This window comes from Legionella stuttgartensis, from assembly GCF_977063405.2.
Genome location: NZ_CDRUHA020000082.1, coordinates 380,207 through 393,027, shown reverse-complemented (window position 1 = coordinate 393,027; position 12,821 = coordinate 380,207). Strand labels below are relative to the sequence as shown.

Here is a 12,821-nt window from a genome sequence, read left to right as displayed (position 1 = left end):
ACACTAAGTTCGTACAAAAAATATTTCATTAAATCCACTTACGGGTTGTGACTTAGGAGGCAAACCTGCTACGATATTGCCCTAATATAAAAACAACTAAGGAAAGAGGATTCAATGAGATCAATATTTGCTCTCTTTATTTTTGCAGCACTAATGACTGGACCCGTTATGGCATCGAATGAAACACAAATTTATGGTTATGTTGAAAAAGTTTCGTTTCCCGAAAAAAATTTGACTCTATCAGCTAAATTGGATACCGGGGCTAAATCAGCATCTTTAAATGCGACTAACATTACTGAAATTACTAAAAATGGGGTCCCTTATTTACGTTTTACAGTGCCAACAAAGACAGGCGAATTTATATTTGAAGCTGAATACAAAGGCCGAGTAAAAATTAAAGTTCGTGATGGAGAGCATGGTTCAGAGATCATTGCACACGCACCAATCAAACGGCCCGTGGTACTGCTTGATATTCAACTTGGAGATAAGGTCAGAACAATTAAAGTAAATTTAACAAACCGCAAGCGGTTCCTCTATCCTTTACTTTTAGGTAGAGATGCAATTATTGCTTTTAATGGTGCAGTTAATCCAGCACTCACATTTACGTTAAGAAATCAGAGTTTTAAGAAACAATGAAAAACAACACGCGTCATGTTTATGGATTGATCTTTACACTATTTATCCTTGGAGCAGGAATTTTTTTGTATCGGCACTTCGTACTCGATGTGCCGTTAACTGATACTGAAACGATAAACAGTTGGATGGTTGAATCCAATTTGCGTTTCGTTGCGGACCCGAATACGCCGATTAAAGCGAGTTTTAATATCCCTTATTTACCGCCACATTTTGCTATTCTTGATGAGTATTTCGTCTCAAGAAATTACGGGGTAACGACGAACTTAAATGGTGATAATCGGGAAACCGTTTGGTCAATCCGGCGAGCCCATGGCGCGCAATCGCTGTATTACAGAGCAATTTTTCGCCAAACCGAAGGCAATGAATCACCACTGGCCACTCCTCCTGCTGCCAAAACACAACCACTTGAAGAAAGTCAAAAATCCGCTGTGGAAACCATTATCAGCCAAGTGCGCCAATCTTCGGCGGATATTAAAACCTTTGCTCAGAGCACCATAAAAGAACTGAATAAAAAAGATGGAAATGCTAAGTTATTAACAGGTAATGACTTTAGTGATGAACACCTTATCAATGCAGCCATTTTAATTTTAAATCAATCTAAAATTTCTGCGATTCCGGTAAAGGGAATTTATTTATCCCAAAAAAGCAAAGCTGAATTAAGCCCATTTTTAGCGGTATTCAATGGTAAAAATTGGATTTACATTAATCCTAAAACCGGTGGTGCAGGCTTGCCTAAAGATTTCCTGATTTGGCAATATGGCAATGAGCCTGTATTTAACGTCGAAGGGGGCAAAAAGGCGCAATTTAGCTTAACTGTATCACCTACGCCCATCAATGCCTTAAGTATTGCTAAATCCAGGGGTTTGCAATCCGATTCGCAACTGTTGCGATTTTCCTTATTACAATTGCCAGTTAATGCTCAAGCTACTTATAAGATTTTATTAACCGTGCCTATAGGTGCTTTTATTATCTTGATTCTACGAAACTTTATCGGACTCAAAACATTTGGGACTTTTATGCCCGTTCTAATCGCTTTAGCGTTTAGAGAGACGCACGTAGTCTGGGGGATTTCCCTCTTCGTTATTATTGTATCTTTTGGTTTACTGGCACGCTTTTATTTAGACCAATTAAGGCTGCTTTTGGTACCAAGACTCGCGGCAATTTTAACTGTCGTGATCATGCTTATGATCTTCATTAGTATTATCAGTCAAAATCTTGGACTCGATGCGGGCCTATCAGTTGCCTTATTCCCTCTGGTCATTTTGACTATGACTATAGAACGTATGTGCATTACTTGGGATGAGCGAGGGGCATCAGAAGCCATCAAATCAGGTATAGGCAGCCTAATCGCCGCGGTTATCTCTTATTGGGCAATGAGTTATGAACCATTACAATATCTTGTCTTTGCCTTCCCTGAGTTGGTTTTAGTTCTGCTCGCGTTAATCTTGTGGTTTGGACAATATCGAGGATACCGATTATTTGAGTTGAAACGCTTTAAATCACTTGCGGGACACGTCAAATGATTAATCTGTTTCGCCGTTTAAAAGACCACGGAATATTAAGTATTAACCAGCGTAATTCAGATTTTGTTTTACGCTATAATCCCAGAAAACTATTCCCTCTAGTTGATGATAAATTAAAAACAAAAAAGCTGGCTCTAAAAGCAGGCATCGCGGTCCCTCCTTTATACGATATCATTGAAACAGAACAACAAATTAAAACCATAGAGGAACGTTTAGAACCTTATAATGACTTTGTTGTTAAACCAGCTCGTGGTTCTGGGGGAGATGGTATTTTGGTTTTTAAGGATAAAGTTTATGGCCGTTATCGACAAATTAACGGCAAACTCACCACCACCCAAGAGCTTAGCTATCATTTATCCTGTCTTCTTTCAGGAGCATATAGTCTGGGAGGCTCCTCAGATTATGCAATTATAGAGAAACGAGTAGTGGTAGACCCGGTATTTGCCGAAGTAAGTTATGAGGGCATTCCTGATATTCGCATTATTAGTTTATTGGGTTATCCAGCTATGGCCATGGTGAGGCTCCCGACCCGTTTGTCCGGTGGAAAAGCAAATTTACATCAAGGTGCTATTGGCGTTGGAGTCGATCTAGCTACAGGTAAAACCCTTGGTGGCGTATATCATAATGACATCATCGATTATCATCCTGACACTCTAAATTCTATCGTAGGTATTGAAGTACCCTATTGGAATAAAATACTTGAGATAGCTTCCAGCTGTTATGAGTTAACAGGTCTAGGCTATCTTGGGGTTGATATAGTACTTGATAAAGAACACGGACCTTTAATGCTTGAATTGAATGCACGGCCCGGTTTAAATATTCAAATTGCGAACAGGGAAGGCGGATTAAAACGCTATCGAACAATTGAAGCCCACTATCAGAATCATCCTAAAGAATCAGTTGCCGCAAAAGTGGCTTTTAGCCGTGAACATTTTGCTCGGTTAAAGTAGCGTGTCGGGCTATTGTCCTCATAGAGTTAAAATCTAAAACAATTTTCTCTCCCGGAGGATTCCTCACTGCATTCGGGATGACCGGGGCTCGTCCCTTAGAACCACGTCATCCTGAGGCGTTTACCCGAAGTATCTTCTTGTTTTGGCATTATACTTTATTACAATACCGTGCTCCCTACTGGAGCTCCCACTGCATTCAGCATGACTTATGTTATTCGTTAAGGGGTATACTCTGTTTCAGAAAGAGATTCCTCATCTTTATGTTCATCCTTTTCCATTTTTGAATTTTTTCTTTTTTTGTTACTAAGATTTTCACCAAATTGAAAAGTTGGACTCCAAGTTTTCCTTTTTTCAGAGGTGCTTTCTTGATCCATTAAAAGCCCTTCCTTCGAATCTCGATAAAAGTCCCCACCAACTGTATCAATATAATCAGATGTGGGGATTTTTTCATCATCTTCCAAATCACGACCAGGGGTTAAAATGTGCTCATTATCATAATTCGATATCGGACTCCACACCGGGCTACTCCCTTGTTCTGCTGATTGGGAATAAATCGTCTCATCAAAATCTTCTAAACCATAACCCGGAGTTTTTGGTGTTACGTATTCCACAATTGCTGTATCGTTCTCCCAAGTAGCTTTGTAATAATATTGAGCTTCATTAAAATCAGTGAACACTTTAGCCAACGTGACCGGAGAGGCGCCGTAATTATAGCCCTCATAAAAAGCCAGAATTTCTTCACCCGGTTGAATTTGACGTGTCGTTATATAAGAATTGGTTGCAAAATCGAAACGAACATTCATATCACTTCGGTACTTTGCTCCTTCTACGCAATAGGCTTCTGATGCATTATCTTTAGTATAAAGATATCCTCCCTTGCCTGATTGCACTAAATAATTCGTATCAATATTATGCTTTGCTGCCCATAACTGCATCTCTTTATTCTTTTCGGGCACGCCTTCCATTTTCTGCCCCACAAGCTGGCATAGGGTTTTCTTAGCAGGAATTTTCTCAGTACTAAATAATGAATACCGATATTCCCCATTACCTCGTACCGTAGGGGCTATAAATAAATGATAGGGAGAGGTTTGTTCCAGCTTTATTTTTTGCTCTTTTTGAAAACGCAACACATCGTCGAACGCTCTTAAATCATAGATCTTAGGATCTAAGTTTTTATCTAAATACATTTGTTTTTTTTGTTCTTGTTTGCTTAACATGTCTGATCTTAATAAAGTGAACAAATCTTTTATTTCCTTAGGTGTACTTATCTTACTTACTGCAACTTCTTGTTTTTTTGCGAGATCCTCTAGAATTCCGACCAAGGTTTGTGGTTGACATACAATTTGAGGACGTTCTTCCGTAAAATACTCATCTCCATAAGAGATAGTCAATTCATCGGCAAAATTAATTTTTTTCACTGCAATATAATAAGCATGATAATCAAATAAAATTTTTCCATTCTCATCTTTTGTTTTTTTACAAATTACTTTTACTTCTAGATTGGGTTTATTAGCATGGTTAACCCAACGTGTACTTGAACCTGATTTAAGTAAATCGATTACTACAGCATATTTATCTTCGTCATCTAAGTTTAATTTCCAAACAAAAGTGGAATCTCCTTGGTAGTCTTCAACTTTGCGCTCTATAGTAGTATTAGGTAGGATGCCGAATAAATCCGTGCCTTTTATTTCTCCTACAATGTCTCCTTGTCTAAAGGATTTAGCTGCATAGACAGCTAGTTGATTAGGACCCAGATTCGGACTAGCAGCTATTATTACGCCATCATCATACTCGGTATGTTGGTAATCAAAATCTGCTTGCCCGCAACTATACTTTAAATAATTTCCTAATCTAAGTACAGAATCATCCTCTTCAGGAAAAAAAATGAGTTGCTCTCTAAGCATATCTTCACTGGCTTTTACTTTTTCTGAGTTGTCTAAAAATGTAATGGATTTTTTCATATTAATTCTTCACCGTTTGAATGCGGATGAATTTTAATAAAAAAAATTAACCTGTCCAGCTAATTTCTAAACAAAGAAGATGTTGGGTGGTAAGTTGAGCAAACACTATCACCCGTTAAGAATGTTTCTAAAAAAATGGGGGTTCATTTCACCAATTAAATGCATAATTGTCGGAACTTTCTTGTGTCTTATTATGACGTTCTTTAAGAACCGCATATAAATCTTGCCTGGTTTTTAGCCAGTCAATGTTCTCCTCTCTAATTTGCAAGGTCTCTTTTGTTGCTATTTGTGTCATATCTTGTTGTTTTTGCTGCCAGAACAAACCATTAATACTATATCCCTCAGCAGCTCGCTTTTTGGCCGGAGTAACGCATAATTCTTTTATGCGCTGTAAACTTTCTTCTTGCGACGCTTGCAGCTCTTGTAAGATTATTTGTTCCTCCTTTAGAGTCTTGCCTAGTTGAACCAATCCTTTTTCTTCCAGCTCGGCTTGCAACTCTTGAGCAATCGTCTCCCTGGTAGTTTCTGGAGCCATACGGCCAACACGAACACTTGGAAGAATTTTGTTTGAAGAAACAGCGTAGCGTTCACCAGTTTTGGTGAACGCTTGAGTGAACATACGACTTAACATAATACTGACTATCCTTAGCAACAGAAAAATTTGTTCATTATGTCACAAATAATTTTCAAAAAAAATTCATTTCATATATAAAAATAATAACCAATTTGTTTCAATTTACCCCTTTTGTATAATATAATGAGGAAGACACTCGCACATTTTTAGGGAATTATATGTTTTTAAAAAATTTTTTTCGTCCAACCAAGCCTAGTAGCCCGAGACCTCCCAAAGAATGGCTCAATGAACGATTAAATGTAAGTGGATTAAACGAATTCATTCCCCAACTTGTCCGAGAAAAAACCCAAAGCACCGCAAAAGTATTTTATAACACACGTTATTTCACGAGTACTAATCCAGGAGCTCCTTTTTCCCTAGGTAGAGCATTGTGCAAAATACCTGCAATTAATGTGGCGGGCGATAGAGAAGGGGTATTTCCAAATGGCACTCCATTTCCGCCATCCCCAGAGTTTTTTGAAAAAATCCCATTGCATCATCCTGAACTTTTGTCGCCTATTGAACGCTTAAGTGCTGCAAAAAAAATTATTTATTCGAATAGCTCCGTGTTTGCTGTAGGCGGTTATCCTGCAATGAATCCCAGAATTATTAAGAAAGATCCTTTTGAAGTTGGAATTTTTTCTCTAGCGGGGGCTAGTTTTGAAAATCACTACCTACATTATTCCCTTTTTATGCTGGATGCAGTGAATCCCAAAAATAAAAATCCAATGTTTGATCATTTATTTGAAAACTTACCATCTGATTTTAAAGAGGCACAAACATCCCTTGGAACCTACGATTCAGATGGCTCTATTACCCGAATTCGAACCGGATTTCCGCTACTAGCCCGTTCTGAATCTGGAAAATTTTATTCTTCTTTTTCTAAAAAAAATGCGGTTATTTTTTTAGGAGAAGCGTATTACCGGCATCAGCTGGAAGATATTTCCATGTTGTTAGCTTCAGTAAATGAAGCAGCTAAGGAATCAGGAAAACCTGCTTTGTTAAAAGCTACGGCAGTGGGAATGGGTTTTTTTGCTAAGGTGGATGGACAATATGATATTCAATATCTCCTTTATCCTCGTTTTCTTCGTGCATTTCAAAAACTATTACAAGATAACTCCTATCCTTGGATAGCAAAAATTGAATTTCCTACATTCGGCGAGCAAGTTCAGGCACAATTTGACTTGATTATGGATGAACCATTTGAACATGTTGAGGTATATCGACAAAACCGCGATGTTCTAGAGTTTACCGAAGAAGAGACGCAAAATTATTACGTGTGTGCCATCAATCCTTCCGATGCATTCTCCTATGCTGGAAATGAATGGTCATTTGGTAGTGTTGAGGCAATGATAGGTTTAAATTCATCATTGCGTTTCGATCAAATACCTTTGGCAAACCCTCCGTTGCTTGATTCTGACCATCACATTCCGGTCAAAATCAACAGCAACTTTGGGGCTGAACTTGGTGAGATAAAATCCGGCAAGTTACAGATGAATTTGTAAAGTCGACGTACCTAAAGCACTAGCAATTGCGTCCAAAATTTTCTGATCTCCCTCAAAGCGTCGTTTCAACGTTTGTTGACTCAAATTGCTGTAGCTGGTTTGGCAAATAGTAGTAAATGCTTCTTCACAGTTATTGATCAATAACCAGCTAAGAACATCCCCTTCAGTGAGTAAATCGCTCTTTCGCATTGACTTAGGCAGAGAGTTATTGTACTCAAACATGGCGTTAGGTACTAAACCACCACTTAAAAACTTTTCTCTGTATTTAGGACATGTTGAGGCAATAAACTGTGCGAAGGGAACATGTTCTACTACCAACTCCTCTTTTTCATCATCATGTCCTTCACTCTCTATTCCAGTTTCCCACTTCAATACCATTAGTGATGTTGCCCTGCCATAAAACTTATGTATCCAGGCATCTTGCGTATGGGAGGAATTGTTCTTAATAAAGCGCATTAAATCATGTAATGATGAACACGCTCCCCATGCAAAGGGTTCTTCATTATATTTTTGATATCGTTCTACATGAGAAAAACGAAGTGTTTCTAGTTTCATCCCTGATACACGCGGTAACAAGCCATTTTGTTGGAATAATTGCTCAAGACTGCGTCCATCTACACGTACGAGTAAAGAAGAGCGTTGGAGTTCGATAATTTTATTACCCACTACAGGGTCGCCAATACTAAGTCCTTTCCCAAAAAAAGTCTTAGGAGAAAATCTTGCCCACATAAAACACCTCAACAAAAATTAGCTTCTTGTTGAAATTATACAAAGATAACATTAACCAAATATTAAGCGCTTGGCCTAATAAACATTCTTCATGTTAAATGATGAGCATCCCGATAAAGTAGGATTATGAATACAAGCTTTGTAATAAAGAGGGAACTTATTGACGCCCGCCTTGAGCATGTTGAATAAATAATCGTTTAATAGGCATAAATCGATTACATAACCGTAACCCTAAACCACGTAAGGTAACAATCGGTATAAAGGAATTACTGAATAATCGTTTGAACCCTTCCATCATCATAATAATTTGCCATACTGCATTTTTGCGTTCACGTTGATAAGCACCTAACGCCTTTTTAGATAACAGCTTATCTTGTACTATATCCAAACACTCTATCCAAGAGCGTACATCAGCCAGACCAACATTTAAACCCAAGCCAGCCAAAGGATGGATGGTATGCGCTGCATCACCAAGAAGCAACCAACGATCCCCCACATATTGTTTGACATGGCGCATCTGTAAAGGAAACTGATGGCGCGTACTTAGTACTTCAACCCGACCTAGTTTGTTAGTAAAGGCCTGGGTTAATGACTCATTAAACTCCTGTTCTGAAAGAGTCATTAATTTTTTTGCGTGCTCAGGATCAGTGGACCAAACAATAGAACATTGATGTGCATCAGCAAGCGGTAAAAATGCCAAAGGCCCATCAGCACGAAATACTTGGTATGCGGTTTGTTGGTGCGGTTTCTCTACCGATACAGTGGCTACTATAGCATGTTGCTCATAAGACCAGCTGTTTAATGGCACCTTCAGTTTTTGTCGGGCGGGCGAGTTAGCTCCATCAGCAATCATTAACAATTGCCCTTCCCAAGTTTGCTGATTACTGCACACTTTAACCCCATCTGCTCCACTAAACACTTCCTCAACACGGCTATTAGGGAATAAATGGATAGAAGGCAAAGTGGAAACTTGCTGTAGTAAAGCCTGTTTCAACACGGATTCTTCAATGATATTCCCTAGATACTGTTTCCCTATATAACGTGAGTCAAAATCAATATGGGCCTTACTTTCAGCATCCCAAACATACATACTACGGTAAGGAGAAAGACGCGACTTATCCAAATGTTGCCAAGCATTTAATTGATGTAACAGTGTTTGTGAGGCAAAATTAATTGCATAGACACGCGTATCGGGTTCTGAGCCATCAACTTTTAATGAGCCTGCATCGATTATTGCTACAGAGTAACCACGCTGAGCCATGGCTAGGGCAGCAGTTAAACCCACAATGCCACCGCCAATTACTAATACGTTAAATTGCAGACTCATGTTTTTTCCTTCATAACTATTTTTATCGCTTTGCCAATGCGATTTCACAAACCAAATCAGGAACCACTCCCCCAAATCCTCGTGCATAACGCGCTAAAAGGCTCTTCAATACAGGAATATTATCAAAAGCAAGCAATCCGAGCCCACGTGCTACTCCAAATCCTGGTAAGCGACTGGTAAATACGTGAATCAAACCATCTGTTAAACGAGTAATCGCTTTTTGATCGTGGGATCTTAATTGCACATAATGTTGCAACATCTCCGCATTCAGTCCTTGCTCAGCAATGCATTGCGCTAAAGTAGCCACATCTCTAAGCCCTAAATTAAATCCCTGTCCCGCCACTGGATGCAGAGTGTGTGCCGCATTGCCTACAAAAACTACGGGCCATTTAGTTTGTATTGGCATTAAAACTTGTTGTAAGGGATAAGAAAAGCGCTTACCCACTTTGGCAAAACGACCTAAGCGGTAACCGAAAGCTTGTTGTAATTCTCCTAAAAAAGCGGCTTCTGATAAAGACAATAGACGCTCTGCTTCCTTAGGTGGAACCGCCCAAACTAATGACATCCGATTTTCTTGCATGGGTAAAAGTGCCAACGGACCATGGATAGTAAAGCGCTCATAAGCACGATGATTATGGGGCTTAAGTAAGCCCACGTTAGTGACAATCCCATGTTGACCATAAAGTTTGGTCTTGGCGGGTAATGAACAAAAACGACGCGCTAAGGATTGCGCACCATCTGCAGCAACAATTAAACGTGCGGTAACATTCATTTCTCCAGAGTCAGTAAGAATTGTTGCCGTATTCTGTTCATAATCCAAGGACTTTAGGCTTGCTGGCGCAATAATCTGGTTATGAGGCAATAATTGATGCAAGGCCTGATTTATATGCTGCATTTCAGCAACATAGCCTAACGGAGCATCTGATTCCCCTTGGAGACGTGATATCCCAAAATGATTTTGATCAGAAACATGAATCGAATCGATAGCAGTGGCATGATCTTTAAGGAGATCCCAAACGCCAAGCATGGTTAAAATGCGTCGACTCGCAGGAGATAAAGCTAAGGATCGCGCATCAAAATCAGGGTTTACTTTATCACTAAAAGGCTTTGCCTCGACCAACAAGGTGCTATGGCCCAATCCTTGCAAAGCAAGCATTAAGGTTGCCCCCGTAAGCCCCCCACCAATGACCAGTATATCAATTTCTTTATTAATCACGCATTAACGCCTCAATATCATCTACCTCTACAGGCAATGCCGCAGTTAATACTTCATGACCTGTTTTCGTTACGATTACATCATCCTCGATACGCACACCAATATCCCACCAACGTTTATCTACTCCTGGGATATTTGCACTAATGTACAAACCTGGCTCAACAGTTAAAACCATTCCTGGTTCTAAAGGACGCCACTCGCCATTAATTTTATAAAGGCCACAATCATGAACATCTAACCCCAACCAGTGTCCTGAATTATGCATGTAAAAAGGTTTATACGCCTCTTTAGCAACTAATTCATCCACGTTGCCGTGTAAAATTCCCAACGCACAAAGACCTTCTGTTAAAATCCGTACCATTATTTGTTGTACCGAATTCCATGGAAGCCCAGGCTTAACCGCTGCAATTCCTGCTTTTTGTGCCTTGAGCACCAGTTCATAAATGCTTTTTTGTTCTGCGCTGAATTTGCCATTGATTGGAAATGTTCTTGTGATATCCGCAGCATAATTTTCAAATTCGCCCCCTGCATCAATAAGCACTAAACTGCCTCGGTGTAGGGGTTTATTGTTGTCCGTGTAATGCAGAACACATGCATTTTCGCCACAACCTACAATAGGATCATAAGCGACGCTTCGACAACCATGACGACTGAATTCATAAATCAGCTCTGCTTCCAACTGATATTCATGTTCCAAATGCTTGCAACGACGCATTGCGTGTTCATGGGCTTTAACAGAAATAGTTGCCGCTCGGCGCATTAAATCCAGTTCTGCATCGCTTTTAAATAAACGCATTTCCCCTAATATTGGCTCCAAATCACACAAGTAATCCGGTACTTTAACTCCACGTCGTACCTGACCTTTAAGGGTCACCAAAGACTGCATGATGGTTTTTTCCATGTCTGGATTTCGCGCAAGAGCATAATAAACCGCTGATTTACCACTTAATAGTTTCGGTAACTCTTCCTCAACACTATCTATTGGAAAAGCAGCATGCATGCCTAATTTCGATAGCGCGCCATCTTGCCCTAGGCGTTTTCCAGTCCATTGTTCTTCTGCAGGATTGCGGGTACGGCTAAATAAAATACTCTGAGTATTCGCCCCGCTAATAAGAACTAACAATGCATCAGGTTCATTAAATCCAGTTAAATAATAAAAATTGCTGTCCTGACGAAAACGATAATGGGCATCGCCATTACGTAATACTTCGTGAGCCGCGGGAATAATGGCGATACTGCCTTCGGGCAATTTCTTTGCCAGTTGATTTCTTCTTGTTTGATATTCTTGTTGGGAAATCATATTAACATCCTTATTAATGGGTCATTCCAGTATGGCCGCCACGGTCTGTTTCACTCGTCACTAAATCACTGTATAAACGGAGCACCGCCATTCGTGCATATTCACTGACTTCCATTAATGCACGCTCATCTTCTTCGTCTACATCTAAAGTATCACAATCAAGCTCCGCAAATTCAACAAGATGTTGAAATGCATCTTGCGCTTCATCCTCATGAAATTGGTTGGCAGTAATACCAGCCAAGGTTAAGGCTTGAGTAAAACCTTCGCACCACTCACTAAACGCTTGCGCTCGGACTAGCAAGGACTCTTCATCATCTGGGAGCAACATTTCAAACTCAAAATCCATAGTATTAATTTGTTGCTGGCTTATGGAAAAAACAGAAAACATCGCTAATACCGCATTACGACTGGCTTCATCTTTTTTATTATTTAATAAAGCACGCAAATAGGCTTCACCTTGGGCGTCGGAGCCAGCGCATAGGTAGCCACACATCATCCCGTGTAATAAACTGGCAGATATGTGTAACATCAAAACCGAAATCGTTGCAGAAAATTCATCATAATTGGGCAAATGCAAATGTGCTCTTTCTTGGGACATATTCAACTCATTTATAAAAAATACCCCATGATAACCGATTTAACGCAAGCGTTCACCCTACTAATTGCTGCTTGCGAGCAAAATTGTTACTATTCACCTAGGCTCTCTATGGAATTGCAAAGGTCTTATTATTATGACGCAAATGAAATCGTGTACAGTTAAATTATTAAATAAAACTTATGAAATTAAATGCCCTGAAGGCGAAGAACCCAATTTGCTGCTTGCGGTTCAAAAATTAAATAACCAAATAGGGATTAATAAAAAGAAAGCGAAGCAGTTGGATGATTTCCAAACCTTACTGCTCGCTGCTCTCGATATCAGTCATGAATTGATATTATGCAAAAACAAACAAGCACACCAACAGCATCAAGTAACACAATTTATTAACTCACTAGAAAATAAAATTAACAAAATGGTAGGTGGTGAGATGGTAGAACGCCTATCAGAACTAGATTAGTTTTAT

At 39.5% G+C, this 12,821-nt stretch carries 12 protein-coding genes; 5 read left to right on the top strand and 7 right to left on the bottom strand.

Translation table 11 applies throughout. The annotated features are described in order from the left end of the window. Positions 1 to 114 precede the first annotated feature (114 nt). The 3 genes from ACWTEW_RS29610 to ACWTEW_RS29600 are packed head-to-tail and all read left to right on the top strand — an operon-like array spanning position 115 to position 3,109. Positions 115 to 636 (top strand): ATP-dependent zinc protease family protein, encoded by a 522-nt coding sequence (locus tag ACWTEW_RS29610; RefSeq protein WP_454781603.1) that lies wholly within the window; start codon positions 115 to 117, stop codon positions 634 to 636. After that, the gene (locus tag ACWTEW_RS29605) at positions 633 to 2,159 is read left to right on the top strand and encodes an inactive transglutaminase family protein (RefSeq protein WP_454781602.1); all 1,527 of its coding nucleotides are present in this window, start codon (positions 633 to 635) and stop codon (positions 2,157 to 2,159) included. Before ACWTEW_RS29610 ends, ACWTEW_RS29605 begins: the two co-directional genes overlap by 4 nt. After that, positions 2,156 to 3,109, top strand: a complete 954-nt coding sequence (locus tag ACWTEW_RS29600; protein WP_454781601.1) for an alpha-L-glutamate ligase-like protein — start codon at positions 2,156 to 2,158, stop codon at positions 3,107 to 3,109. Before ACWTEW_RS29605 ends, ACWTEW_RS29600 begins: the two co-directional genes overlap by 4 nt. A 218-nt stretch (positions 3,110 to 3,327) precedes the next feature. On the opposite strand, the gene ACWTEW_RS29595 is transcribed toward ACWTEW_RS29600, so the two are convergent. Both ACWTEW_RS29595 and ACWTEW_RS29590 read right to left on the bottom strand, forming a co-directional pair. After that, positions 3,328 to 5,070, bottom strand: coding sequence for an SET domain-containing protein-lysine N-methyltransferase (locus tag ACWTEW_RS29595; protein WP_454781600.1), 1,743 nt, complete (start codon positions 5,068 to 5,070; stop codon positions 3,328 to 3,330). A 148-nt stretch (positions 5,071 to 5,218) separates the two neighbouring features. Continuing rightward, positions 5,219 to 5,701 carry a hypothetical protein gene (locus tag ACWTEW_RS29590; RefSeq protein WP_454781599.1) on the bottom strand — a complete coding sequence of 161 codons (483 nt, stop codon included), beginning with the start codon at positions 5,699 to 5,701 and terminating at the stop codon, positions 5,219 to 5,221. A gap of 161 nt (positions 5,702 to 5,862) precedes the next feature. On the opposite strand from ACWTEW_RS29590, the gene ACWTEW_RS29585 reads away from it, so the two are divergent. Continuing rightward, the gene (locus tag ACWTEW_RS29585; RefSeq protein WP_454781598.1) at positions 5,863 to 7,188 is read left to right on the top strand and encodes a type IV secretion protein Dot; all 1,326 of its coding nucleotides are present in this window, start codon (positions 5,863 to 5,865) and stop codon (positions 7,186 to 7,188) included. Here the strand turns inward: ACWTEW_RS29585 and ACWTEW_RS29580 are convergent. From ACWTEW_RS29580 to ACWTEW_RS29560, 5 genes are all read right to left on the bottom strand, one after another. Beyond that, a complete protein-coding gene (locus tag ACWTEW_RS29580; RefSeq protein WP_454781597.1) occupies positions 7,171 to 7,917 on the bottom strand; it encodes a hypothetical protein in 747 nt (248 codons plus the stop codon). The two genes, ACWTEW_RS29585 and ACWTEW_RS29580, sit on opposite strands and share 18 nt — an antisense overlap. 157 nt (positions 7,918 to 8,074) lie before the next feature. Next, a complete protein-coding gene (locus tag ACWTEW_RS29575) occupies positions 8,075 to 9,244 on the bottom strand; it encodes a UbiH/UbiF/VisC/COQ6 family ubiquinone biosynthesis hydroxylase (protein ID WP_454781596.1) in 1,170 nt (389 codons plus the stop codon). Positions 9,245 to 9,266: 22 nt separating this feature from the next. After that, the gene (gene ubiH / locus ACWTEW_RS29570; RefSeq protein WP_454781595.1) at positions 9,267 to 10,460 is read right to left on the bottom strand and encodes a 2-octaprenyl-6-methoxyphenyl hydroxylase; all 1,194 of its coding nucleotides are present in this window, start codon (positions 10,458 to 10,460) and stop codon (positions 9,267 to 9,269) included. Continuing rightward, complete coding sequence (pepP, locus tag ACWTEW_RS29565) at positions 10,453 to 11,760, bottom strand: Xaa-Pro aminopeptidase (RefSeq protein ID WP_454781594.1); 1,308 nt, start codon at positions 11,758 to 11,760, stop codon at positions 10,453 to 10,455. Before pepP ends, ubiH begins: the two co-directional genes overlap by 8 nt. A gap of 13 nt (positions 11,761 to 11,773) precedes the next feature. Next, entirely contained in the window at positions 11,774 to 12,358 is a 585-nt protein-coding gene (locus ACWTEW_RS29560; protein ID WP_454781593.1) for a UPF0149 family protein, read from the bottom strand. Positions 12,359 to 12,491: 133 nt separating this feature from the next. Between ACWTEW_RS29560 and ACWTEW_RS29555 the strand changes: the two genes are divergently transcribed. After that, complete coding sequence (locus tag ACWTEW_RS29555; RefSeq protein WP_454781592.1) at positions 12,492 to 12,815, top strand: cell division protein ZapA; 324 nt, start codon at positions 12,492 to 12,494, stop codon at positions 12,813 to 12,815. The last annotated feature ends 6 nt before the right edge of the window (positions 12,816 to 12,821 follow it).